This window comes from Mesorhizobium bavaricum, assembly GCF_056781655.1.
Genome location: NZ_CM165566.1, coordinates 4766742 through 4789473, shown reverse-complemented (window position 1 = coordinate 4789473; position 22732 = coordinate 4766742). Strand labels below are relative to the sequence as shown.

25 protein-coding genes are annotated in these 22732 nt (G+C 62.7%); 12 read left to right on the top strand and 13 right to left on the bottom strand.

What is annotated here, in order from left to right; translation table 11 throughout:
* Both trpD and AC1RZR_RS23530 read right to left on the bottom strand, forming a co-directional pair.
* Nucleotides 1-1011 (bottom strand): anthranilate phosphoribosyltransferase, encoded by a 1011-nt coding sequence (gene trpD, locus AC1RZR_RS23535; RefSeq protein ID WP_481826136.1) that lies wholly within the window; start codon nt 1009-1011, stop codon nt 1-3.
* A complete protein-coding gene (locus AC1RZR_RS23530) occupies nt 1008-2900 on the bottom strand; it encodes a SurA N-terminal domain-containing protein (RefSeq protein ID WP_481826135.1) in 1893 nt (630 codons plus the stop codon). Before AC1RZR_RS23530 ends, trpD begins: the two co-directional genes overlap by 4 nt.
* Before the next feature lie 144 nt (nt 2901-3044).
* Here AC1RZR_RS23530 and tpiA point away from each other — a divergent pair, with 144 nt between their 5' ends.
* The 5 genes from tpiA to AC1RZR_RS23505 all read left to right on the top strand — a co-directional run bounded on the left by tpiA (nt 3045) and on the right by AC1RZR_RS23505 (nt 8183).
* Nucleotides 3045-3812 carry a triose-phosphate isomerase gene (gene tpiA / locus AC1RZR_RS23525; protein WP_481826134.1) on the top strand — a complete coding sequence of 256 codons (768 nt, stop codon included), beginning with the start codon at nt 3045-3047 and terminating at the stop codon, nt 3810-3812.
* Nucleotides 3813-3961: 149 nt separating this feature from the next.
* On the top strand, nt 3962-4426 hold the full coding sequence (gene secG / locus AC1RZR_RS23520) for a preprotein translocase subunit SecG (protein ID WP_477277018.1): 465 nt from the start codon (nt 3962-3964) through the stop codon (nt 4424-4426).
* A gap of 210 nt (nt 4427-4636) precedes the next feature.
* Complete coding sequence (locus AC1RZR_RS23515; protein WP_481826133.1) at nt 4637-5743, top strand: L,D-transpeptidase; 1107 nt, start codon at nt 4637-4639, stop codon at nt 5741-5743.
* Between the two features lie 241 nt (nt 5744-5984).
* Nucleotides 5985-7622, top strand: coding sequence for a CTP synthase (gene pyrG, locus AC1RZR_RS23510; RefSeq protein WP_095081390.1), 1638 nt, complete (start codon nt 5985-5987; stop codon nt 7620-7622).
* A gap of 21 nt (nt 7623-7643) precedes the next feature.
* Nucleotides 7644-8183, top strand: a complete 540-nt coding sequence (locus AC1RZR_RS23505) for a DUF1697 domain-containing protein (RefSeq protein WP_481826132.1) — start codon at nt 7644-7646, stop codon at nt 8181-8183.
* A gap of 38 nt (nt 8184-8221) precedes the next feature.
* Here AC1RZR_RS23505 and AC1RZR_RS23500 read toward each other — a convergent pair whose 3' ends face one another.
* Complete coding sequence (locus AC1RZR_RS23500) at nt 8222-9679, bottom strand: NCS1 family nucleobase:cation symporter-1 (protein ID WP_481826131.1); 1458 nt, start codon at nt 9677-9679, stop codon at nt 8222-8224.
* Between AC1RZR_RS23500 and AC1RZR_RS23495 the strand changes: the two genes are divergently transcribed.
* Entirely contained in the window at nt 9661-10275 is a 615-nt protein-coding gene (locus tag AC1RZR_RS23495) for a DUF982 domain-containing protein (RefSeq protein WP_481826130.1), read from the top strand. The genes AC1RZR_RS23500 and AC1RZR_RS23495 overlap by 19 nt on opposite strands.
* A 165-nt stretch (nt 10276-10440) precedes the next feature.
* Here the strand turns inward: AC1RZR_RS23495 and AC1RZR_RS23490 are convergent, their stop codons facing one another.
* The gene (locus tag AC1RZR_RS23490) at nt 10441-10599 is read right to left on the bottom strand and encodes a hypothetical protein (RefSeq protein ID WP_481826129.1); all 159 of its coding nucleotides are present in this window, start codon (nt 10597-10599) and stop codon (nt 10441-10443) included.
* Nucleotides 10600-10917: 318 nt separating this feature from the next.
* Here AC1RZR_RS23490 and dusA point away from each other — a divergent pair, with 318 nt between their 5' ends.
* Nucleotides 10918-11925: a tRNA dihydrouridine(20/20a) synthase DusA gene (gene dusA / locus AC1RZR_RS23485; protein ID WP_481826128.1), complete on the top strand. Its 1008-nt coding sequence runs from the start codon at nt 10918-10920 to the stop codon at nt 11923-11925.
* 15 nt (nt 11926-11940) lie between these two features.
* Here dusA and AC1RZR_RS23480 read toward each other — a convergent pair whose 3' ends face one another.
* Both AC1RZR_RS23480 and AC1RZR_RS23475 read right to left on the bottom strand, forming a co-directional pair.
* Nucleotides 11941-12642 (bottom strand): TIGR02281 family clan AA aspartic protease, encoded by a 702-nt coding sequence (locus AC1RZR_RS23480; RefSeq protein ID WP_477276852.1) that lies wholly within the window; start codon nt 12640-12642, stop codon nt 11941-11943.
* A gap of 7 nt (nt 12643-12649) precedes the next feature.
* Nucleotides 12650-12883, bottom strand: coding sequence for a DUF1289 domain-containing protein (locus AC1RZR_RS23475; RefSeq protein WP_477276850.1), 234 nt, complete (start codon nt 12881-12883; stop codon nt 12650-12652).
* A gap of 200 nt (nt 12884-13083) precedes the next feature.
* Between AC1RZR_RS23475 and AC1RZR_RS23470 the strand changes: the two genes are divergently transcribed.
* On the top strand, nt 13084-14082 hold the full coding sequence (locus tag AC1RZR_RS23470) for a nicotinate-nucleotide--dimethylbenzimidazole phosphoribosyltransferase (RefSeq protein ID WP_481829106.1): 999 nt from the start codon (nt 13084-13086) through the stop codon (nt 14080-14082).
* Nucleotides 14083-14114: 32 nt separating this feature from the next.
* On the opposite strand, the gene AC1RZR_RS23465 is transcribed toward AC1RZR_RS23470, so the two are convergent.
* Complete coding sequence (locus tag AC1RZR_RS23465) at nt 14115-15644, bottom strand: sensor histidine kinase (protein ID WP_481826127.1); 1530 nt, start codon at nt 15642-15644, stop codon at nt 14115-14117.
* Nucleotides 15645-15718: 74 nt separating this feature from the next.
* Here AC1RZR_RS23465 and AC1RZR_RS23460 point away from each other — a divergent pair, with 74 nt between their 5' ends.
* The 4 genes from AC1RZR_RS23460 (at nt 15719) to AC1RZR_RS23445 (ending at nt 18271) form a co-directional block, all read left to right on the top strand.
* Entirely contained in the window at nt 15719-16339 is a 621-nt protein-coding gene (locus AC1RZR_RS23460; protein WP_481826126.1) for a thermonuclease family protein, read from the top strand.
* Between the two features lie 55 nt (nt 16340-16394).
* Nucleotides 16395-17006, top strand: a complete 612-nt coding sequence (locus AC1RZR_RS23455) for a glutathione S-transferase (protein ID WP_477276844.1) — start codon at nt 16395-16397, stop codon at nt 17004-17006.
* Complete coding sequence (locus tag AC1RZR_RS23450) at nt 16946-17671, top strand: uracil-DNA glycosylase family protein (protein ID WP_477276842.1); 726 nt, start codon at nt 16946-16948, stop codon at nt 17669-17671. The genes AC1RZR_RS23455 and AC1RZR_RS23450 overlap by 61 nt, the downstream gene beginning before the upstream one ends.
* Nucleotides 17672-17779: 108 nt before the next feature.
* Entirely contained in the window at nt 17780-18271 is a 492-nt protein-coding gene (locus AC1RZR_RS23445) for an Lrp/AsnC family transcriptional regulator (protein WP_006205209.1), read from the top strand.
* A gap of 14 nt (nt 18272-18285) precedes the next feature.
* Here AC1RZR_RS23445 and AC1RZR_RS23440 read toward each other — a convergent pair whose 3' ends face one another.
* The 6 genes from AC1RZR_RS23440 to AC1RZR_RS23415 all read right to left on the bottom strand — a co-directional run bounded on the left by AC1RZR_RS23440 (nt 18286) and on the right by AC1RZR_RS23415 (nt 22724).
* Nucleotides 18286-18855 (bottom strand): DUF3299 domain-containing protein, encoded by a 570-nt coding sequence (locus AC1RZR_RS23440; protein ID WP_477276840.1) that lies wholly within the window; start codon nt 18853-18855, stop codon nt 18286-18288.
* Between the two features lie 47 nt (nt 18856-18902).
* A complete protein-coding gene (locus tag AC1RZR_RS23435) occupies nt 18903-19484 on the bottom strand; it encodes a GNAT family N-acetyltransferase (protein ID WP_477276838.1) in 582 nt (193 codons plus the stop codon).
* Nucleotides 19444-20148, bottom strand: a complete 705-nt coding sequence (locus tag AC1RZR_RS23430; RefSeq protein WP_379104508.1) for a DNA alkylation repair protein — start codon at nt 20146-20148, stop codon at nt 19444-19446. The genes AC1RZR_RS23435 and AC1RZR_RS23430 overlap by 41 nt, the downstream gene beginning before the upstream one ends.
* Nucleotides 20149-20156: 8 nt before the next feature.
* Nucleotides 20157-21026, bottom strand: coding sequence for an NAD(P)-dependent oxidoreductase (locus AC1RZR_RS23425; protein WP_477276836.1), 870 nt, complete (start codon nt 21024-21026; stop codon nt 20157-20159).
* A 112-nt stretch (nt 21027-21138) separates the two neighbouring features.
* Entirely contained in the window at nt 21139-22008 is an 870-nt protein-coding gene (locus AC1RZR_RS23420) for an ABC transporter permease (RefSeq protein WP_477276834.1), read from the bottom strand.
* On the bottom strand, nt 22005-22724 hold the full coding sequence (locus tag AC1RZR_RS23415) for an ABC transporter permease (RefSeq protein ID WP_477276832.1): 720 nt from the start codon (nt 22722-22724) through the stop codon (nt 22005-22007). Before AC1RZR_RS23415 ends, AC1RZR_RS23420 begins: the two co-directional genes overlap by 4 nt.
* Nucleotides 22725-22732 lie beyond the last annotated feature (8 nt).

Here is a 22732-nt window from a genome sequence, read left to right as displayed (position 1 = left end):
CTATCCGTTCGAAATCTCGACCAGCCTGTCGAGCACCTGCAGCGCCCGGCCGCTATCGATGGCTTGCGCCGCTGCTGCGATGCCGTCGCCAAGTGTCGTCGCCTTGCCGGCGACCACAAGTCCGGCGCCGGCATTCATCAGCACGGTATCGCGATAGGCGCCGGCAGCCCCGCCCAGCATATCGCGCAAGGCCTTGGCGTTGTAGGCCGCGTCGCCGCCGCGCAACTCGTCCTTGGTGTGGCGCGCCAACCCAACCGCTTCGGGGGTCAGTGTGAAGCTGCGGATCTCGCCGCCGATCAGTTCGGCGACATGCGTTTCGCCGGTGGTGGTGATCTCGTCATAGCCGTCGCCATGGGCAACCCATGCATGCTCGGCTCCCAGCGCTTTCAGCGTCTCGGCCACCGGCAGGATCCATTCCGGCAGGAACACACCGACCATCTGACGCTTGACGCCAGCCGGGTTGGAGAGCGGGCCGAGCAGGTTGAAGATGGTGCGGGTGCCGAGTTCGACGCGGGTCGGGCCGACATGCTTCATCGCCGGATGGTGGGCGGGCGCGAACATGAAACCGACGCCCGCCTCATGGATGCAACGGCCGATGAATTCGGGCGAGATGTCGATCTTGACCCCGAGCGCGACCAGGACGTCGGCGGCACCTGTCAGCGACGACAGACCGCGATTGCCATGCTTGGCGACCGGCACCCCACTGCCGGCTATGACGAACGCCGACCCCGTCGAAATGTTGACGCTGTGGGAATTGTCACCGCCCGTGCCGACGATATCGATGGCGCCGGCCGGTGCGTCGACGCGCAGCATCTTGGCGCGCATGGTTGCAACGGCGCCGGAAATCTCGCTCACCGTCTCGCCGCGCACGCGCAGCGCCATCAGGAAGCCGCCGATCTGGCCGGGCGTTGCGTCACCCGACATGATGATGTCGAAGGCCTCGCGTGCTTCCTCGAAGGAAAGCGCGCTTCCGGTCGCGACCTTGGCGATATGGGTTTTCAGCGCGCTCATCTTGTCGAGGCTTGGGCAACGGCGGCCTGGTCGATGCGAACGTCGTATTGCGTCTGCAGTTGTGCCACCAGCTGGTCGAGCAGATCATCCGACATGCCGGAGGTGAAGGATTTCTGCGCGTCGTCCGGCACCGAACTGGCATCGGCCCCGGCGGGCTCGAACACTTCGGCGATCTTGTACAGGATCTGTCCGTCGCCGGTGGGCGAGGGGATCAGGCCGGTGCCGCCTTCGCCGACACCGAACATCGCCGCCGCACCCTCCTTGCCGAAATCGACATCGTCAGCCTCGCGCTTGACGCCGCGCTTGGTCTGCTTCTCCAGCTTCAATTCGCCGGCGATGACGTCGAGCGTGACACCGGCCTTGAGCCGCTTCTCGAGCTCGTCAGCCTTGGCGGCGAGCCGCTTGGTCGTCTCGGCAGCCGTCCAGTCGGCGACGACTTTCTGACGAACCTCGTCCAGTGTCCGGTCTCGGGCCGGCGTGATGGAAGCCACCTCATAGAAAACGAAGCCGTTGTCCGCCGTGGTCAAGGCGTCGTTTTCCGTCTTGGGTTCGGCGTCGAAGACAGCCTTGATCAATTCCGGTGATTGCGGCAGGTCCTTGACGATGGTTGCGTCGGGCCGCAGCCCGCTGCGATCGATGGCGTCGATGGTGACAACCTTCAGCTTCAGCTTGGTGGCGGCGTCGGCCAGAGAACCGCCGGCGGCGCGGGTGTCTTCGTAATTGTCACGCACATCCAGAAGAATGCGGCTTGCCTCGCCCAGCGCCAGATCCTTGCGGATCTGGTCGGACGCTTCGGCCAGCGGCTTCACGACTTCGGGCTTGATTTCGGTGACGCGCAGCAGCACCGGACCGAAGGCGCCCAGCACGACCTGGCTGACTTCATTGGCATTGAGTTTGAAGGCGGCGTCGGCGACGGCCTTGTCAGCGATCTTGTCCTTGGCCAGCGTGCCGAGCAGCGTGTCGGCCTGGGTCTTGCCTTCCGCCGTGACCAGCTTGTCGAAGGTGGCGCCGGCCTTGAGCGAATCGAGCGCCGCCTTGGCCGCGTCTGGCGTCTTGAACACAAGCTGCTCGATGGTGCGCAGCTCCGGCGTCGTGTAGCGCGCCTTGTTCTTGTTGTAGTCGTCGTTGACCTGTTGGTCGGTGACGGCGGTCGTATCCATGATGTCGACCGGTTCGAGCCTGACATAAGAGAATTTGCGGTATTCGGGCGCCGCATATGTCTTCTTGTTTGTGTCGAAATAGGTCGAGAGCACGCTGTCGGACGGCGCCTGGATCGGCTCGACCAGTGCCTTGGGCAGCGTCAAATAGTCGATGGTGCGGTCTTCGCCGCGATAGAGCGCGACCGCCTTGAAGAAAGTGTCCGGCGCCTTGAGGCCATCCGAGACCGCCTCGACGATTTGCTGGCGCACCGCCACCTGGGCACGGTTCTTCAGATAATCCTCAGGCCGCATGCCGATCTGCTGCAACATATATTCGAAGGTTCGCCTGTCGAACTGGCCGCCAGGGCCCTTGAAGGCCGGATCTTCGCGCGTCAACTCGGCCAGCCGGTCCTTGGAGAGGCCGAGGCCCAGCTTGCGGGCCTGTTCGTCGAGGATGGCTCCCGAGACGAGCTGCGCCAGCACCTGGTTGTCGATGCCGAGCGCTTTTGCCTGTTCGTGGGTGAGACGCTGGCCGAACTGCTGCGACATGACGGCGAGCTGGCGATCATAAGCCAAGCGATATTCGTTGAGCGACACCTTGGTGCCGCCGGCGGTTATGACCGAATCGTGGCCCGCGAAGCCACCCATCACCCGCCCGGAAATGCCCCAGGCGAGGAAACTCACAACCAGCAGCGAAAGCAGCGTTTTCGCGACCCAGGTTCCTGCCGCGTCTCTCAATATACCAAGCATGGACAATTCCGATTTATGCGCATCTTCGCGTGCGCCGAGTCTGAAACAAGCGCAATAGCGCCCTTCCGGGCCACTGTCGATTGCTTTGTGGCCTGATTTTGGTAGTGAGGGCCAAAGCCGAATATTGCCCGGAGAAGCAAACCCATGACGCCAGGAATTCGACCACTCGTTGCCGGCAACTGGAAAATGAATGGCACCAGCGCCTCGCTCAATGAGCTCAGGATGATCGGCAATGGCTTCATGAGCGGGCTCGACGCGGAGACCGAAGCGCTGGTCTGCGTCCCAGCAACCCTGCTTGCGCACGCGGCGGAAATTCTGTCACGCACGCCGGTCCATGCCGGTGGCGAGGATTGCCACACCAAGGAAAGCGGCGCCTACACCGGCTGCATCTCGGCGGAAATGCTGAAGGATGCGGGCGCGAGCCACGTCATCGTCGGTCATTCCGAATGCCGCGAGCAAGCAGGCGAGGATGACGCGACGGTCCAGGCCAAGGCCTCCGCCGCCTGGCGCGCCGGGCTTGTGGCCATCATTTGCATCGGGGAAACGCAGCAACAGCGCGAAGCGGGCGCCACGCTCGACGTGCTGTCACGGCAGATCGCCGGATCTGTGCCACCAAGCGCCACCCCGTCCAACTCCATCATCGCCTATGAGCCGGTATGGGCGATCGGCACCGGCCTGACTCCGACTGCGGCCGATGTGGCCGAAGCACACGCGCATATCCGCGAAAAGCTCTCGGAAAAGCTCGGCAGCGTTGCGGCCAAGATGCGCATTCTCTATGGCGGCTCGGTCAAGCCCTCCAACGCTGTCGAACTGCTCGGCATAAAGAATGTCGACGGCGCGCTGGTCGGCGGCGCCAGCCTGAAAGCGGCGGACTTTCTTGCCATCGCCGAGGCTTATCGCAACATCGCCTAGGGGCAGACGGCGCCGGAAATCGTTGCAAAGGGAGCGTTGCTTCCCATATTCCGGCCACGGGCTTGGAAATGCCGTCAAAGCATTGTATTGAGCCGCCTCCAATTCACCGGTCGTGTCCGCGGCCGGGCAAGGCCTTGCCAGGATAAACTATGGAAACCGTACTGATCGTCATCCATCTCATGGTCGTGCTCGCCCTTGTCGGCGTGGTGCTGCTGCAGCGCTCCGAAGGCGGCGGCCTGGGCATCGGCGGCGGCTCGGGCTTCATGACCGCGCGCGGTGCGGCCAATGCGCTAACGCGTGCGACGGCGATCCTGGCGGCCGCCTTCTTCGCCACCTCGCTGACGCTGTCGATCGTCGCCCGCTACGGCGAGAAGCCGATCGACATCCTTGACCGTGTGCCCGCGACATCGGACGGCGCCGGCAAGGGCGTGCTCAACCAATTGCCCGGGACGACCACCCCGGCGCCTGCCGGCAATGCCACGCCGACGCCGCCGTCCGGCAATGACGCCGCCGCAAAGCCTCCGGCGACGGCGCCTGCCGCCGGTTCGACTCAGCCGGCGGCAAACGGCACCACTCCCGCTGCACCGGCGACCCCGCAGGTCCCGAACCAGTAGTCTCCAACGCCTGAAGCCGCGACCTGTTGTCGTTTGAACACAGTCGCGGCAAATGCGGCACGATCACGAAGATTCGAGTGGGTGCGGCGCGGCCTCGCGCTTGAGGCATCCGCGCTTATTCGACTATAGATTGCGCGCGGCATTTCCGGCGCCCTTGGGGGGCGCTGGGCGACGCCGTGGGCAACAGCATAGAACGATCGGATCTTCGCCATGCAGCTTCGCAGCTTCATTTTCCTGGGACTTTGCGCCGCACTCGGCATGAGTTCCCCGGCTTTCGCCGGTGTGCCGGCCAATATGGCCGTATCGGCTGACAAAACCAGTGCCATCAACGTCGCCGTCAAGAGTGATTCGGCGCAATTGAAGCTTCTCAAGAAGAAGAAGAACCCGACACCCGACGATCTCGCCCAGATCAAGAAGATCGAGGCCAAGATCGTTGCCGACAAGGAAGCCGCCAAGGCCAAGGCGCTCGAAGCCAGAAAGCTGGCAATGCGCGAAGCGGCGAAGGCCAAGGCCGACGCGGAACGGCAGGCGTTCCTCGCCAAGCGGGGCAAGAGCGCAACCGAAGTGGCTGACGCCAAGCTGGCCAAGAAGGCTGCCAAGGTCCTTGAGCCAATCGAACCGATCGAACCGATCCAGTCGGCTGAGCCGCTCCCGGCCGAGGCGATCAATGTCGCGTTGACCGGCAACAACGGCGAGCTGCGCAGCGAAGTCGTCGGCCAGAAGCAGGCGAGCGGCGGTCTGTTCGCCGGCCTCTTCGGCGGTACCTACTCTTCTTCGATTTCATATCTCCCCGAGACGCGTGCGCTGGACCAGGCTCTCGCCAAGAAGGAGGCCAAGAAGCAGTTCAAGGTGAAGCCGGAGTTCGTCCCGCAGGACGTGGAATTCACCGGTTACGATGCGGGCACCATTGTCATCGACACCAGCGCCCGCCGCCTCTATCTCGTCGAATCGTCTTCCACCGCTCGCCGCTACGCCATTGCGGTCGGCCGCGAGGGCCTGCAGTTCAAGGGCACGGTTGCGGTCGGCGACAAGCAGGAATGGCCGCGCTGGATCCCGACGCTGGACATGCAGAAGCGCGAGCCGAAGCACTATGGCCAGTACAAGGACGGCATGCCTGGCGGCGGTCAGAACCCGCTCGGCGCCCGCGCCATCTATCTCTATGACGGCAAGAAGGACACGCATCTACGCATCCACGGCACCATCGCGCCGCAATCGATCGGAACCAGCGCCTCTAACGGCTGCTTCCGCATGATCAACGAGCACGTCATGGACCTCTACAGCCGCGTTAGGGTAGGCACCAAGGTCGTCATCATCTGACGCCTGCGTCCATCATGCCGAAAGGGCCGGCCTTGCCGGCCCTTTTGTTTTGCCTTGCCTCTAAAGCGCGTCGCGTTGAAACGGAATCAGTCGACGCGCTTTAGATCTTCGTTTCATGCATGTCGTTGTCCCAAAACCGCTGCACACTTTTGGGCGACATGCATAGGACATCACGCCTTTTTGGGAAAAAACCTTCGCGGCGGTTTTTTCTCTGGCGGAATCAATCCGGCCGCGTTAAGCGATGACTCCCATGGCGCGATATGTATTCATCACAGGCGGCGTGGTTTCCTCACTTGGAAAAGGCATTGCCGCAGCGGCCCTTGGGGCTCTCTTGCAGGCGCGAGGCTATCGCGCGCGCATCAAAAAACTCGATCCCTATCTCAATGTCGATCCGGGCACGATGTCGCCGTACCAGCATGGCGAGGTTTTCGTCACCGATGACGGCGCCGAGACCGATCTCGATCTTGGCCATTACGAGCGCTTTACAGGGCGCTCGGCCAATCAGCAGGACAACATCACCACCGGCCGCATCTACAAGAACATCATCGAGCGCGAGCGGCGCGGCGATTATCTTGGTGCCACCGTGCAGGTCATCCCGCACGTTACCGACGAGATCAAGAATTTCGTCCTCAATGGCAATGACGACTATGATTTCGTGCTGTGCGAGATCGGCGGCACGGTCGGCGACATCGAGGCGATGCCGTTCCTCGAGGCGATCCGCCAGCTTGGCAATGACTTGCCGCGCAACAACGCCGTCTACGTGCATCTGACGCTGATGCCCTACATTCCGACGGCGGGTGAGCTGAAAACCAAGCCGACCCAACATTCGGTCAAGGAATTGCGTGGCATCGGCATCGCGCCCGACATCCTGCTGGTTCGCGCCGATCGCGCCATCCCCAAGGAAGAGCGCCGAAAACTGTCGCTGTTCTGCAACGTCAGGGAAAGCGCGGTGATCCAGGCGCTGGACGTGCCGCACATCTACGACGTGCCGATGGCCTACCACAAGGAAGGGCTCGATTCGGAAGTGCTTGCCGCTTTCGGCATCGATCCGGCGCCGAAGCCGCGCATGGAGCCCTGGCAGGCGGTGTCCAACCGCATCCACAATCCGGAAGGCGAGGTCACCATCGCCGTGGTCGGCAAATATACCGGCCTCAAGGACGCCTACAAATCGTTGATCGAGGCGCTTTCGCATGGCGGCTTGGCCAACCACGTCAAGGTCAAGCTCGACTGGATCGAATCGGAGATCTTCGAAAAGGAAGATCCGACGCCCTGGTTGGAAAAGGTCCATGGCATCCTGGTTCCCGGTGGCTTTGGCGAGCGCGGCTCCGAGGGCAAGATCCTGGCGGCGAAGTTCGCGCGTGAACGCAAGGTGCCGTATTTCGGCATCTGCTTCGGCATGCAGATGGCGTGCATCGAGGCCGCGCGGTCGCTGGCCGGCGTCGAGCACGCCTCATCGACCGAATTCGGCCCAACCGAGGAACCGGTGGTCGGCCTGATGACCGAATGGCTGAAGGGCAACATGCTGGAGAAGCGTCGGGAAACCGGCGATCTCGGCGGCACAATGCGGCTCGGCGCCTATCAGGCCGATCTCGCCAAGGGCTCCAAGATCGCCGAGATCTATGGCGATACGCAGATTTCCGAGCGCCATCGCCACCGCTACGAGGTCAATGTCGACTACAAGGAGCGGCTCGAGGATTGCGGCCTGGTGTTTGCCGGCATGTCACCCGATGGCGTGCTGCCGGAAACGGTCGAATACCCCGATCATCCCTGGTTCATCGGCGTCCAGTATCACCCGGAACTGAAAAGCCGGCCGCTCGACCCGCATCCGCTGTTCGCCAGTTTCATCGAGGCGGCGGTGGAGCAGAGCCGGCTGGTGTAGCGACCACTGGCTGGCAGGGCGATGCAGACGTATGTCGCGCTTCTCTACAGCATCATCCTGGGGCAGGGGCGGCGGGTGGTCATGGCCGACCTCAAGGCGATGGCCGAAGACCTCGGCCTGAAGAATGTTCGCACCTTGGTGGCGACCGGCAATCTCGTCTTCGAGACGTCGGCAACGGCCATCGCCGATCTGGAGCAACGGCTGGAAGCAGCCTTCGAAACAACCTTCGGCCGGCATGTCGAGATCATCGTGCGCGGTGCCGAGGAGTGGCTGACGCTTGCCGCCGGCAATCCGTTCCCGGGCGAGTCCACCGAAGCCGGTGACCAGGTCGCGGTGCGCGTGATGCGCCAGCCCGCGCCCATGGATGTCGTCGCGGCGCTCCAGGCCTATGCCGCCGAGGACGAGAAGGTGCTGTCGGTCGGCGGCGACATATGGGTTGTCTTTTCACGTGAGAGGCCAAGTTCGCGGCTGCTTGCGGCAACCAACCACAAGCGTCTGGGCATTGGCACGTCGCGCAACTGGAACACGGTGCGCAAACTGGCCGAGATGGTCAGCGCATAAAATTGGGGGCGGCCTTGCGCCGCCCCCAATAATGCCTGTCAGGCCTTCGCGGTCTTGGCGCCGGCACCGAGTGCCGCGGTGCGCAGCACGTAGTAGATGATGCCGGCGATGGCAACGCCGAAGAACCAGCCATAGACGCCCCACCAGGACGGCAGCCAGTTGGTGAAGTTGGGCAGGATCGACGAGAAGATGGCGCCGACGCCGGCGGCGATGAAGGCATTGACGTGCCAGCCGCCCTGGAAGCGGAATTCGCCGTCCTCGCGATAAAGCGCTTCGACGTCGACCTCACCTTTGCGGATCAGATAATAGTCGACCATCATCACCCCGAAGATCGGTCCCATCGTCGCGCCGATGATGTTGACGAAGGAGGCGGCGCTGCCTTCCCACGGCGCGAAGGGATAGAGCACGAGCGCAATCAGCGCCGCGATATAGCCGCCCTTCTTGAAGTCGATCTGCCTTGGAAAGACGTTGGAGAAGTCGAAGGCCGGCGACACGAAGTTGGCGACGACGTTGATGCCAAGCGTCGCCACGGCGAAGGTCAAGGCCGCAAGGGCCGCCAGGAACCAGCTGTCGAATTTCGCCGAGATCTGGTCGGGGTGCAGCAGCACCTCGTGATAGACGTCATAGGCGGCAATGGTGGTGACGCCGGCGACCAGCGAGAACAGGATGAGGTTGACCGGCAGGCCCCAGATGTTGCCCTTGCGCAGCGACGCCTGATCGGGCGCATAGCGGGCGAAATCGCAGAAGTTGAGATAGAGCGCCGAGAAATAGGTTACCCAGATCGCGGCCACCGCAAACAGCGCGGTCCACGAACCCGGCGTGCCCGGCACGCCCGCATCCTTGGTCTTCTCCAACAGCACGTCCATCGGGATGTCGCTGGTGAAGGCGAAGGTTCCGGATTTGACGCACAGGTAAATCGCCAGGATCAGCATCATCACCCAGACCGCCGGACCAGCCCAGTCCTGGAAGCGGCGCACTGTTTCCATACCGCGCTGGATGATCAGCAGCTGCAGCGCCCAGATGACGACAAAGCAGATCACTTCCAGGCCCGAATGACCTAGGAAATGCGTGTTGGCGTTGAAATCGGCGAACCATTGCGAGCGGATCAAGAGCGCCACGATGGCGCCGGAGGCGGCGGCAGTCTGCGCGCCGTACCAGAAGCACGCGACGATGGCGCGCACCAGCGCCGGTATGTTGGCGCCCCAGATGCCGAAAGAGGCGCGGGCAAGCACGGGGTAGGGCACGCCGGTCTTCACGCCGGCATAGCCGACCATGTTCATCAGCGCATAGATAATCAGCGAACCGATGCCGATGGCGATGATGAAGTTGACGAAGCCGCCGCAGAAAAGGAACAAGCTGGCGGCCAGGTAGTAGCCCCAGAGGCTGTGAACGTCCGACGTCCAGACGTTGAAGATCGAGAATGGTCCCCAGTTTCGAACTTTGGCCGGAGCTAGATCCTCATTGTACAGATCAGGTGATGCGCCTTGTATCGTCATTCAAATATCCTCCCCTTGATTGCCCGCGCGCCGCCGCGCGTTGGCCCCGCAAGGTAAGCCTGGCGCAGGGGAACCGACAAGCAATCCATTTGCCGGCTTTGGCCTTAAAGATATTCAATGAGAACCGCGATTATCGATCGGACGCGATGGTGGGCCGCTTTGCATTTGTCGGTCGAGTGATTCGAATTTCGGCGTCTCGCGATTTTTCAAAATTCCGCTTCTGGCACGGAACCAACCTGCGGATGGAGCGTTTCATTGGGTTCGATCGTGCAGCGGTCGACCGGGAGGAAACAATGGATTATCTGCATTTCTTTTCGCCCGTGCGGATTTCGCGCGGGCAGGGACACCCTGCTGAAGAAATCGATAGTGTTGCCGAGGCCATGGTGTTCTTGCGGAAATGGCCGACGGGACGGCGCGGTCCGGTCTATCAGTGCGCGCTGAATTGCTGCTCGGCCGCCTTGTCGGGCCAGATGTCGGCCGAGGAAGCAAGGAAAGCGTTTACAGGCTTTGCCCGCATTACGCGCCTTCTCGACGATGACATGGCGTTGCCGCTCGGCGGCGAAGGCGAAGCCAAGGTGTATGCGCTGAGGCGGTAAGCGCCTGTTCTGTTGATGATCTCACAAGGTCTCGCACCGTGGCGGCGCGGGTCTTGTTTTGGTGCGCTCCGAGATGACGGGCGTCGAAGTTCGTCCGCATCGCATCGGACGCTTGCCTCAAGTGACGGAATAACGGTCGATCACCCAAAGCCAGCTGCCATCGCCTTAAACCTCGCTGGTCACGTCGCCATCGGGGAGCCGGGTCGATGTGAGCGCAAGATCGCCGCATATGAGGGCGGGGCGCTGCTGTCCCACCGCAAACTTTCGTCCTGACGCGACAATCTCGACATAGTAGCCGCGAATGGCCTCCTTGCCGCGCAGCAAATTTCCACCTCCACGATCGATCACCGCGTCGGTTCGAACAGAGCCGTCATGCCATCGACATCGCCAGCGTGCTGTCGCGAAACCAGCAGGGGCTCCAGGTGCTGGGGATCGTAAACAGGTTGTCTCCCGGCTGGATCGTTCATGCTGACCTCCGCTGGTCTTGCGAACGCAATCCTAGCGCAGGCTGGCCGGATATGTCCGTGGCAAGTCGGAGAATGTTCTGGGTCAGCAAGCACGGCCACGCCGTGCAGTCGACACGTGACGAAGGCGTCACGTTGTGGCATACGATCGTGCGCCAGGAACGACCCGGAATTGGTTTTGACGAAAGAAGCCGCGAAATATCAAGAACATAGGCTTGCCATCGCCCCAATGATGGACTGGACGGACCGGCATTGCCGGTTCTTCCATCGCCAGCTGACGAGCCGTGCGCTGCTTTACACCGAGATGGTGGTGGCCGACGCGGTCATCCAGGGCGCACGCGCGCGGCTGCTCGGCTTCGACGAGGCGGAACATCCGGTTGCCTTGCAGCTCGGCGGTTCCGATCCACGCAAGCTTGCCGAGGCGGCGCGCATTGGCGAGGCCTTCGGCTATGACGAGATCAACCTCAATGTCGGGTGCCCGTCCGATCGCGTCCAGTCGGGCACGTTTGGCGCCTGCCTGATGAAAGTGCCTGACCTCGTTGCCGGCTGTGTCGCGGCGATGAAAGCTGTGGTGACAATTCCCGTCACCGTCAAATGCCGCATCGGCGTCGACGAACAGGACCCAGGACCCGCACTTGATGCACTGGCGGACGGTGTTTTCGACGCCGGCGCGGACGCGCTGTGGGTGCATGCGCGCAAGGCGTGGCTGGAAGGGCTGAGCCCCAAGGAAAACCGCGACATCCCGCCGCTCGACTATGGTCGCGTCTATCGGCTGAAGGCCAGAAAGCGGAGCGAATTCATTGGGATTAACGGCGGTATTCAATCGATCGAAGAGGCGCAGGCGCATCTTGACCATGTCGACGGCGCCATGCTCGGCCGCGCCGCCTACCACACGCCCGGCATCCTGGCCGGCGTTGACGCAGCCTTCTATGGCGCCAAGTCCGAAACGTTCGATTTCGCCGCGCTGATCGATTCGATGGCAGAATACGCGGCCCGCCATATCGAGCAGGGCGGGCGGCTTGGCCATGTCACCCGCCACATGGTCGGTCTGTTCCATGGCTTGCCCGGCGCGCGCCGTTACCGCCAGATCCTGTCCACCGACGCGACGCGGCCGGGTGCCGGACCGGAGGTGCTGAAGACGGCTTTCGCAGCCGTCGAGTTGGGTGGGGCGGCTGAAGCGGCCTGACGCGTCGGGTCGGGGTCAATCCCTGAGGACCATGCGATCGCCGCGCACATCGAAGCCCGACAACGAGCCGATGAAGTTCATGCCGAGCAGGGACTGGCTGAGCATGCCGGGTGCCGCGACCATCACCGACATGTCCTTGCGCACAATGCCGCCGATCGCCAGCTGATCGGTCTTCACGGCCGCGGCGCGCGCCATGCCGTTGGCGGTCGAAACCGGTATGGTGTAGTTGAGCGCCGCTGGATTGAACCCGGACGCCTGGGCGTCCTCGGAGGTCAGCACGGTGCTGGTTGCGCCGGTATCAACCACGGCGCGCACAGGATTACCGTTGATCAGGATGCGAGCTTCGAAATGGCCGTTTTCCGCCTTGTCGAGCGTCACCGTGGCGTGGCCGTCTTCGACGCCCAGGGCGAGCGGGCTGCCGGGAACAAGGCCGGCGGTCACCCGGCTGGCGAAATCCTGCAGTTCATAGCGATACTGGTAACCGGCGATCAGCGCGAGCGCAATTGCCGCCCAGGCGCCGAGGTTGCGGGCCATGGCGCCCAACGGCCTGCCCGAACGAAGCAGGCCGGCGCCGATCAGGGCGCCGAAGGCGCCAAGCCAGATCAGCCGACCAAAATCGTAATTCTCGACGCCGAGCGTGCTGCCGCCGGAATCGTTGACCATGAGCAGGACTGCTCCCACCCCGATCACGGCAATCAGTATCCAGAACAACCTCATCTGCGTCTCACGAAAGCACGTCGCGTTCGCGCGCCATGCGGGTGCGGCGCGTTTCCCGGCGCGGCCGGCGCTCGACCGTGTCCAGCCGGGCGGGCAATTCAGCCATGACGCTGCGGCGTGCTTCCGGCGTCATTGCGATCCAGGCGCCGATTTCCTCGCGCGTGCGACCGCAGCCGAAGCAGAAGCCGGTTTTCATGTCGATCGAACAGACTAGGATGCACGGGGATTCGATGGCCGTCATGACTTTCTCTTGAGGGTTTCCATCCGGATCCCTTTGTTCCATCTCCACATGGTGCAACGGCAAAGCCAATGCAAGCCCTCACAATTGCGCCGTGCGCAGCCGCCTTTGCGGCAAAGGGTGGAGGGTTGATCCTAGAGGTTGTGCCAACAGCGCAAGGCGGCTATGCCGCTCACCAACTTCAGGGAATGACCACCAACGACATGACTAGCGCGCTGCCTTTCGAAGATTTTCGCAACCTGTTGGCCAACCTGCCGGCGGCCGACACGACGGCCGAGGCGCGTGTGCGCACGCTGTTTGCCAGGGCCGACAAGCCCAGGAGTTCGCTTGGCCGCGTCGAGGACATCGCCGCGTGGCTCGCCGCCTGGAGCGGGCGTGCTCCACCCGCAGTGACAAGGCCGCTGATGGCGGTCTTTGCCGGCAATCACGGCGTCACCCGGCATGGCATTTCGCCCCGGCCGGTGGCGGCGACCGCCAACGCGGTCGAGCTTTGTGCCGCCGGAGGTGCTGCGATCAACCAGATCTGCATTGCCAACGATCTCGGCCTGAAGGTTTTCGATCTTGCCCTGCACATCCCGACCGCCGACATCACCGAGGATGCCGCGCTCGACGAGCGCGGCTGCGCCGCCACCATGGCCTTCGGCATGGAAGCGATCGCCGGCGGCACCGATCTGCTTTGCCTCGGCGATCTCGGCGTCGGCAACTCCACCGTCGCAGCTGCCCTGTTTGCCGCGCTGTTGGGCGGCGGAGGCGCCGACTGGGTCGGCCCGGGGTCGGGCGCCGACGCGGCGATGCAGACACGCAAGGCGGACGTGGTCGATGCGGCGCTGGCCTTTCATGGCGGCCATCTCGGCGACCCATTAGAGGCGCTGCGCCGGGTCGGTGGCCGAGAGTTCGCGGCGATTGCCGGCGCCATCCTGGCGGCACGGGTGCAGAAGATTCCGGTGCTGCTCGACGGATTTGCGGCAACGGCCGCGGCTGCGGTGCTGCATGCCGCGAACCCCACAGCACTCGACCATTGTCTTCTTGCCAGCCTGTCGCCGGAGCCCGCACATTCCCGCGCCGCCGAACGCCTCGGTCTTCACCCGTTGCTCGACCTGGGCATCGGCCACGGCGAAGGGGCAGGGGCCGCTCTTGCCGCAGGTCTCGTCAAGGCGGCGGCGCTGACCAGCTCAGGCATGGCGGCGGCGGTTCGGGGTTAGGCGCCAGGCACGCTATATCCGGGCGACGCCTGCTACCGCCGCCGCGCCGCCACGGCCGCCACCGCCGCGGTCGGCAGCGCGGGCAGTTCCTCCATCACCCGGCTCAGCGGGAAGAAGGCGATCGCCTCGGTGCCTTCGCGCAGCTTGGAGTGAAGTTGGAACTCGCCGCCATGCATGGCGAGCAGGCCTTGCACGATCGGCAGGCCAAGCCCGGTGCCCTGCTCGGCGCTCTTGATCGCGATGGAACCCTGGCCGAAGGCCGAGAGCACCACCGGGATTTCGTCTTCGGGGATGCCGGGACCATTGTCCTTGATCGAAATGTACTGCCCGCCGCCCGCCGTCCAGCCGACGCGGACGCGGATTTCGCCGCCGGTGGCGGTGAACTTGATGGCATTCGACAGAAGGTTGAGCGTGATCTGGCGCACCGCCCGCTCGTCGGCGAACAGGCGCAGCAACTCATGCTCGAAATCCTGGACGACGCGGATATCCTTGTTGCGCGCCCTCAATTCCATCATGTGACAGCAATCCTCGACGATGTTGAGAAGCATCACCGGCTCCTCGTTGAGCTGGTAGCGGCCGGCCTCGATCCGCGACAGGTCGAGGATCTCGTTGATGAGGTCGAGCAGATGCTGGCCGGATTCGTGCACGTCATGAGCGTAGTCGCGATAGGTGGGATTGCTCATTGGTCCGAGCACTTCGTTCGACATCACCTCGGAGAAGCCAAGGATGGCGTTGAGCGGCGTGCGCAGTTCGTGGCTCATCGAAGCGAGGAACCGCGACTTCGCCAGGTTGGCGTCTTCCGCCCGCCGCCGCGCCTCGTCTGACATCGATTTCGCCGTCTCCAGTTCAGCGACCAGCGCATCTTTCTCTGAGCGGAACGACAACAGCATCAGGGACGCGCGGTTGAGATCGCGGGCCAGATAGGCGAAGAAGGGCAGCGACACGACCAACAGCCCGGCCATAATCACCTCGACCGGCATCCACAGCTTGATGCCGGCATAGGCGTAGAGCGCCACCGGAACGGCAAAGGTCGCCAGCAAGGCGCCGCGCAGGGATGACGTCATCACCGCGGTTGCCGCCATCGCGAAGAGCAGCACCACCGCCTTGACGACATGGAACTGGTCGACCTGGCAAGTGCTGCAGCCAAGCCAGACGAACCACCCCCAGCCGAGCCCGCAGAGGAAGTGGCCGATCAGCAGTTCTCTTTGTGTTTGCAAGGGGTTGAGGTCGGAAGCTTCAGTGCGTTCGATGCGCCGCGCCAGGAATGTAACGATGGTGTAGCAGGCGAGCGTGAACAGTGCCCAGAGCCCGATCTCGTTGCCGACGCCGGCAAGCCGGCCGGCTGCCGCGATCACCAGGACGAGCAGCGGGATGGCGATGGCGCCGCTTGTCATTGCGCGGGCATGGAGCTTCAGGAGTTCACGATCAAAATCGGGATTGCCGGCCTGCTGCGAAAGACGGTCGCGCGTCTTGCGCACCGCGCGCGCCACATCGCTGTTGCGATGAGGTTTCCTGCGGTCCACTATGAACTTGTCCGCTGTGTTCGAGCGTTGCAAGGGCATGAAACTTCGATTTATGCGAGCAGCGGTTTCCAAGTGTTAAGCTACGTTCGAATGATTAACCAACCGTTTGCCATATGAGCCGTTCATGGGGGCCAGGGCCGCGCCGGCGATACGTTTCGCCACCCCGAAGCCCATGGCGTCGGCTGCTGGACTACGGGCTTACCGTCATCATTTTCGGGCTGCTGATCCTGCTGTCCGCCCGGCTCGACCGTGTGGAAACGCGCAAGACGGTAGGTGCGGCCATCGTCAACGACGGCGATTCGATCACGCTTGCCGCCGAACGCATCCGCATGCGCGGCATCGATGCTCCGGAGTATACGCAGACCTGCCGCAGGAATGGCGCCGACTATCCCTGCGGCACACTTGCGCGCCAGTCGCTGGTGCGGCTGATCGCCGGCAAACCCGTCTCCTGTACCGGCTGGCAGCTTGATCGCTATGGCCGGCTGCTTGGCAATTGCACCGCCGGCGGCAAGGACCTCAACCGTGCGCAGGTCGAGGCGGGCTGGGCGGTTGCCTTTGGCGACTTCGAGAGCGAGGAAGCCATCGCCCGTGCGGCAAAGGCCGGCATCTGGGCCGGCACGTTCGACCAGCCGCAAGACTGGCGCGACAGCCATCACGGCGAAGCCGTCGAGAGAAAGCACGGCACGCTGGCGTCGATCGGCGATGCCATGCGCGAGATTTTTCGCTTCTGGTGAAGCGCATCGGTAAATGAACCCAGCAGTTGTCTGGAAAACCGGGAGGATAGATAGAATGAAATTGTTCGATGGCGGCCGCGCACCCAATCCGAGGCGAGTCCGCGTTTTCCTGGCCGAGAAGGGGATCGCGGTTCCGCTGGTGTCCGTCGACATGGGCGCACTGGAGCACAAGCAGCAAGCGGTCAGCTCGCGCAACCCTTTGCAACGCCTGCCGGTGCTTGAACTCGACGACGGCTCCGTCCTCACCGAATCCGTCGCCATCTGCCGCTATTTCGAGGAGTTGCATCCCGAGCCGGCCCTGTTCGGGCGTGGCGCACTCGGCAAGGCGCGGGTCGAGATGTGGCAAAGACGGATGGAATTCAACCTGCTTAGTTGCGTCGCGCAGGCCTTCCGGCATATCCATCCGGCCATGAAGGATTGGGAAATCCCGCAGATTCCCGAATGGGGCGAAGCCAACAAGCCCAAGGCCGTTGCGTTCCTCAGGCTGCTGGACGATGAGCTGGGCAGCCGAGAGTTCATCGCCGGCGACGGCTATTCGATTGCCGACATCACTGGCCTGATCGCCGTCGACTTCATGAAGCCGGCACGCATCAAGGTGCCGGAGGAGTGCGCCAATGTGTTGCGCTGGCATCAGGCGGTTTCCAGCCGACCGAGCGCCGCCGCCTAACCATGAGCCCGAAAAGTGGAAGCTGGTTTTCGGACGAGACCATGGTCAACGAGGATGCGCTCGAAAGCTTGGCCGCGGCGGTGCGGGCTTGCCGCATCTGCGTCGAAAATCCGATCGGCCGGCCACTGCCGCACGAACCGCGCCCCGTGCTGCGACCATCGTCCAGCGCCCGCATCCTGATCGCCAGCCAGGCGCCGGGAACCAAGGTGCATCTGTCAGGCATGCCATTCACCGACGCCTCGGGCGACCGACTGCGCAGCTGGCTCGGGGTGACAAGCGAGGAATTCTACGACATCGAGAAATTTGCCATCGTGCCGATGGGCTTCTGCTTTCCCGGCCAGGATGCCAAGGGTGGCGACCTGCCGCCGAGGCGCGAATGCGCGCCGGCCTGGCGCGCGCCCTTGATGGCGTTGATGCCACGGATCGATCTGGTGCTGACGATCGGCATCTATGCGCAGTCCTGGCACATGGGTGCGGCGCGCCGGGCCTCGCTGACGGAAACGGTGATGGACTGGCGTGCCATCTGGGACGCGCCCGGCAGTCAGAAAGTGCTGCCGCTGCCGCATCCGTCATGGCGCAACAGCGGCTGGCTGAAGAAGAATCCATGGTTTGAAATGGATTTGCTGCCATTTCTGAGATCGGAAATCCGCTATCGTCTCGATTGACCTTTCAGCAAGAAATCACTCGCTTTTTGCCCGATCGGCAGAATTTCTTTCTTGTGAAAGGCCTGGATAAGGCAGAGTATAGGCAATCTATTCCCTTGGGAGCACGATATGGACCGCCTCGATAGAAAAATTCTCCGGCTCTTGCAGGAGGACGCGACACTTGCGGTCGCAGACGTTGCCAAGAAAGTCGGGCTGTCGACCACACCTTGCTGGCGGCGCATCCAGAAGCTCGAGGAAGAGGGCGTCATCAAGCGGCGCGTCGCTATTCTCGACCATGAGAAGGTCAATGTCCGGGTCACCGTCTTCGTGTCGATCCGCACCAATTCGCACAGCCATGAATGGCTGCGGCGGTTTTCCGAGGTCATCCAGGAATTTCCAGAAGTGGTCGAGTTCTACCGCATGAGCGGCGATGTCGACTATCTGTTGCGCGTCGTGGTGCCCGACATCGCCGCCTACGATGCCTTCTACAAGCGGCTGATCGCAAAGATCGAGATCCGTGACGTTTCGTCGTCCTTCGCCATGGAGCAGATCAAGTACACGACCGAGATCCCGCTCGACTACATGGTGCTGGACAAGGAATCGGGCGCCAACGCCGCTTGAGCCGAAGGGACGTCTCAGTTCTTCTTCTTGTTGAGGAAACTCCAGGGTGAGTTCACCGGCAGCGTGATCGTGTCCGGCACGCTGTCGACACTCACCACATCGGCCTTGCGCACGGTGTAACCGGACTGGATGACGCTGACGCCATCGAGAATGAACAGCTGGCTTTTCTCCATGTCCGGCTTCAGCGCACCGGTAACCGAGACCGGCTGGTAGGCTTCCGACATCTTGTAGGGGTGGGCCGGCGTGACCAGAACGATCTGGTTGGGCGGCGGTGTTGGCATGTGGCTGCAGGCGCCTGTCCACGGCACCAGCAGGAACTGATAGACAAGATCGCCGTCGCGATCGACCGGCAGTGCATAGCCGGCCAGCTGGATGGTTTTGTCCTGCAGGCTCAGGGACAGAGTCTCGCCATGGTCGGGCAATTTTGCCGCGATCATCGGCAGCCCGACGTTTTCGGCCGCGACTTGCGTCGCCGGGCGCAAATCCTTCCAGACTATGTGTGCGGTCTCGGCCGAGGCATTGGCGGCAATCGACACAGACAGCGCAGCTGCGAGCGCCATGGTTGATCTGATATGCTTGCTCATCGGACGCTTCCTTTGGGTCTCGAGTAAAGACGCCGCCACCAGCGACGTCAACGCTCGAGCCGCATCACATGTCGGCGAGAACCGGCCATGCCGATCTCGTGGAACCCGCGCGCCGCGAACATGTCGCGAAAGCCCATGAAACTGTAGCTCGGCGACGCCTGATCGACCGGATAGGCTTCGACCGAGCTGGCGCCCTTGGCAAAGGCGTGATCGATGGCCGCGTCCAGCAGTGCTGCTGCCAATCCGTCTCCACGCAGGACCCTTGGCACGTAAAAACAAACGATCGACCAGATATCGGTCTCGCTGTCGTCCTGTTGGCGTGAAAGCCTGCGATAGGTCTGGCGTGGCGCGACCGAGCACCAACCGACGGTCTTGCCCTCAAGATGGGCGAGGATGCCGACCGGTGCGCCGGCATCGACAAGCGCCATCATGGCTCGCTTCTTCTCGTCGTTCCGGACATGCTCTCGGCTGGGCAGATGGCGCCAGGCCATGCACCAGCAATATTTCGGCGCGCCCGGCTGTTCGAACAGGTTTTCGAAATTGGCGCGTGTCGAGCCTGTCACTTCCGTGAAGCGGATTTTACGTCCGTCAGCCTTTCCTGGCGGCGAGGCGTTCGAGCGTCCTGGCATCCGATAGTTCCTTCACAGCGTCCTTGCCGATCCAGCGCGCGGTCTTGTCGGTCGATTGCGCGAGCCTTTCGGCGACAGCAAGGACAGCAGCGTGCATATCCATCGATCGTTTACCGATCGAACGAAGGGCCCAGTTCACGCCCTTCTTCACGAAGTTGCGGCTGTCGGTGGCATGCGCTTCGATGATCGGCAGGAAGGCGAGAAAGGTCGCCTCCGGCTCTTTCTTCCGGTGGACGACAGACCAGGCCATCATGGCAAAAGCCGTGCGTCGAACGAATTCCCGTTCATCGGCCGCGAACTCGCCGATCAGTTCTTTCCAGGCGTCCGTGTCGACGAAGAGATCAGAGACGCCATCGACGATATCCCAGGAGTCGAAACTCGACGCCCATTGCCTTGCATCCGCGGCAGAAAACCGTTTCGGGTCGGCCGTGACGGAAGCGATGAACTGCGCCTCCATGATACCGGTCTGCCACAGCGCGAAAGCGCGCTCGTGGTTGCGCTTGATTTTCCTGGCAATCTGCCGCTGCACCCCGTGCGAGATGCCGAGCGCACGTTCGATCTTGATGCCGTAGCGCAGCATGCCAAGGCGATTTTCCTCCGAACCGATCGAGCGCAGATGTGCGACGATTTCGTCGGCACTCGATTGGGGCGAAAGCTCGGCCATCGCGAACCCTATTTTTCCAGGCGCGCCAGCAGCGAGGACGTGTCCCAGCGCTTGCCGCCCATTGCCTGCACATCCTTGTAGAATTGATCGACAAGTGCGGTCACCGGCAGCTTGGCGCCGTTGCGGTCGGCCTCGGTCAGGCAGATGCCAAGGTCCTTGCGCATCCAGTCGACGGCGAAGCCGAAATCGTATTTGCCGGCATTCATCGTCTTGTGCCGGTTCTCCATCTGCCAGGAACCGGCAGCGCCCTTGGAAATCACCTCGATCACCTTCTCGATGTCGAGCCCGGCCTTCTTGCCGAAATGGATGCCTTCGGCCAGGCCCTGGACAAGGCCGGCGATGGTGATCTGGTTGATCATCTTGGTGAGCTGGCCAGCACCGGCCGATCCCATCAAGCCGACCATGCGGGCATAGGCATCGATAACGGGCCTGGCCCTGTCGAAAGCTTCCTGCTCGCCGCCGACCATGACGGTCAGCACGCCGTTCTCGGCGCCGGCCTGGCCGCCGGAGACCGGCGCGTCGAGGAACGAAAACCCGCCGGCCATCGCGGCCAATGCCAGTTCGCGTGCGACCTCGGCCGAGGCCGTGGTGTTGTCGATGAAGACCGAACCTTTCTTCATCGTCTGGAAGGCGCCTTCCGGACCCGTCGTCACCGAACGAAGGTCGTCATCATTGCCGACGCAGGAGAAGACGAAATCCTTGTCCGTGGCCGCCTCCGCCGGCGTAAGCGCCAGGCTGCCGCCGTGCTGGCCAACCCATTGCTCGGCTTTGGCCTTGGTGCGGTTGTAGACCGTGACGTCGTGGCCGCCCTTGTTCCTGAGGTGCCCGGCCATCGGATAGCCCATCACGCCAAGACCGAGAAATGCCACAGATGCCATGAGCTTGCCCTTCATACGGAAAACGAATTTGCTGCGAAAGCTCTAGGCTCTACGCGCAATTCGTCAAGGCGCCTGTGGCCTGATCGACTGGTGCAGGCGGTATGGAAAGCAGTCAGCGTTTCAGGTGAATGGTGATCCGGCGCTCGATCCATTCAACGCCATGGCGCAATATCTCGACCATGACGAGGTAGACGACGGCGACCCAGATATAGGCCTGGATGTCGAAGGAGTTGGCGAAGGCGAGCTTGGCGTTGCCCATCAGGTCGTAGACGGTGATGATGGCGACGATGGCCGAAGCCTTGATCATCAGGATCAGTTCGTTGCCATAAGGCCGCAAGGCGACAATCAACGCTTGCGGCAGGATGATCTTGCGCAGTGTCTGCAATTTGTGCAGGCCAAGGGAAGCAGCACCTTCCCACTGGCCGCGGGGCACGCTCTCGATGGCGCCGCGCAGGATTTCGGCCTGGTAGGCGGCGGTGTTGAGCGCAAAGGCAAAGACGCCGCAGTTGAAAGCGTCCTTGAAAAAATCCCAAAGCGTGAACCGGGCGACAGTAAGCCCATCGCTGATAACCGGAAGGTAGATACCGTATTCGCTGAGCTGAGGCCGGAAAGAGCCGACGCCGTAATAGACGAGAAAAGTCTGGACCAGCAGCGGCGTGCCACGGAAGAAGTAGACGTAGCAGTAGGCGAGGCCGGACAGAATCCGGTTCTTGGACATGCGACCGTAAGCGACGGGGACCGACAGTATCGCACCAAGCACCATCGCTATGGCGACCAGCGACAGGGTGACCCCAAGCCCTTTCAGATAGGCCGGCGCATACTTGGCAAAGAAGGCGGGATTCCAGGCTAGAACCAGATAGGCAACGATGCCCAGCCCGAAGGCTATCCACAGGCAGACGAGCGCATAGCCCGCGATGCGGGGGCGCGGCCAGCCGCGCGCCCGGGGCGGGGGCCGCTCGACCATGGTGGCTGTGGCGCTCATCGTTGTGCCTCCCGCCGGCCGAGCGAGCGCAGGATGGCGCTGGTGGCGAAGGACGACACGACTGCCAGGCCGAGAAAGACCAGGGCCGCCACACTGTAAAACATGAACGAGTGCTTGGTGACGCGAGCGGCAACACCGGCATTGCGCAACGTCTCAGCGAGACCGACGACTGATACGAGCGACGTGTCCTTGAGCAGGCTAAGCCAGCAGTTCTCTAAACCGGGAAAGGCGATGCGAAGCAGCTGCGGCAAGATCACCTTGCGCATGGTCAGCCAATTCGAAAGGCCGATGGCATAGCCACCCTCATACTGGCCTTTCGGTATGGCGCGGAATGCGGACAGGAAAACCTCGCTGGCATAGGACGAGAAGATCAGCGCAAGCACGATCATGCCGGCGACGAAACCGTTGACGTCGATTGTCGCGTCGGGCCGGAAATATCGGATGAGATGCTGCAGCAGAATTGGCATGCCGAAGAAAAACAGGAAAAGCGTCACCAGTTCCGGCAGGCCGCGGAAGACCGTGGTGTAGATGTTGGCGGCAAGGCGCAGCGAGGGTTCTTCGGACTGTTTGGCCAGTGCTATGAAAAAACCGATCGCCAGCCCAATCGGCAGTGTGGCGAGCGCAAGCGCCACAGTGACCAGTGCGCCATAAGCGATATCATCAAGCCAGCCATCGGGTCCCCAACTGAGAAGTGTCCATATGCTCTGGGCTGGCATTGACGGGT

Coding starts and splice junctions, on each gene's coding strand:
- AC1RZR_RS23465 (WP_481826127.1), bottom strand. CDS start 15,644: ATGCCCTTGCAACGCTCGAACACAGCGGACAAGTTCATAGTGGACCGC.
- AC1RZR_RS23470 (WP_481829106.1), top strand. CDS start 13,084: ATGACTAGCGCGCTGCCTTTCGAAGATTTTCGCAACCTGTTGGCCAAC.
- AC1RZR_RS23500 (WP_481826131.1), bottom strand. CDS start 9,679: ATGACGATACAAGGCGCATCACCTGATCTGTACAATGAGGATCTAGCT.
- AC1RZR_RS23515 (WP_481826133.1), top strand. CDS start 4,637: ATGCAGCTTCGCAGCTTCATTTTCCTGGGACTTTGCGCCGCACTCGGC.
- AC1RZR_RS23495 (WP_481826130.1), top strand. CDS start 9,661: ATGCGCCTTGTATCGTCATTCAAATATCCTCCCCTTGATTGCCCGCGC.
- AC1RZR_RS23460 (WP_481826126.1), top strand. CDS start 15,719: ATGAGCCGTTCATGGGGGCCAGGGCCGCGCCGGCGATACGTTTCGCCA.
- AC1RZR_RS23420 (WP_477276834.1), bottom strand. CDS start 22,008: ATGAGCGCCACAGCCACCATGGTCGAGCGGCCCCCGCCCCGGGCGCGC.
- secG (WP_477277018.1), top strand. CDS start 3,962: ATGGAAACCGTACTGATCGTCATCCATCTCATGGTCGTGCTCGCCCTT.
- AC1RZR_RS23505 (WP_481826132.1), top strand. CDS start 7,644: ATGCAGACGTATGTCGCGCTTCTCTACAGCATCATCCTGGGGCAGGGG.
- tpiA (WP_481826134.1), top strand. CDS start 3,045: ATGACGCCAGGAATTCGACCACTCGTTGCCGGCAACTGGAAAATGAAT.
- pyrG (WP_095081390.1), top strand. CDS start 5,985: ATGACTCCCATGGCGCGATATGTATTCATCACAGGCGGCGTGGTTTCC.
- AC1RZR_RS23445 (WP_006205209.1), top strand. CDS start 17,780: ATGGACCGCCTCGATAGAAAAATTCTCCGGCTCTTGCAGGAGGACGCG.
- AC1RZR_RS23530 (WP_481826135.1), bottom strand. CDS start 2,900: ATGCTTGGTATATTGAGAGACGCGGCAGGAACCTGGGTCGCGAAAACG.
- AC1RZR_RS23425 (WP_477276836.1), bottom strand. CDS start 21,026: ATGGCATCTGTGGCATTTCTCGGTCTTGGCGTGATGGGCTATCCGATG.
- AC1RZR_RS23430 (WP_379104508.1), bottom strand. CDS start 20,148: ATGGCCGAGCTTTCGCCCCAATCGAGTGCCGACGAAATCGTCGCACAT.
- AC1RZR_RS23480 (WP_477276852.1), bottom strand. CDS start 12,642: ATGAGGTTGTTCTGGATACTGATTGCCGTGATCGGGGTGGGAGCAGTC.
- AC1RZR_RS23435 (WP_477276838.1), bottom strand. CDS start 19,484: ATGCCAGGACGCTCGAACGCCTCGCCGCCAGGAAAGGCTGACGGACGT.
- trpD (WP_481826136.1), bottom strand. CDS start 1,011: ATGAGCGCGCTGAAAACCCATATCGCCAAGGTCGCGACCGGAAGCGCG.
- AC1RZR_RS23455 (WP_477276844.1), top strand. CDS start 16,395: ATGAAATTGTTCGATGGCGGCCGCGCACCCAATCCGAGGCGAGTCCGC.
- AC1RZR_RS23475 (WP_477276850.1), bottom strand. CDS start 12,883: ATGACGGCCATCGAATCCCCGTGCATCCTAGTCTGTTCGATCGACATG.
- AC1RZR_RS23440 (WP_477276840.1), bottom strand. CDS start 18,855: ATGAGCAAGCATATCAGATCAACCATGGCGCTCGCAGCTGCGCTGTCT.
- AC1RZR_RS23415 (WP_477276832.1), bottom strand. CDS start 22,724: ATGCCAGCCCAGAGCATATGGACACTTCTCAGTTGGGGACCCGATGGC.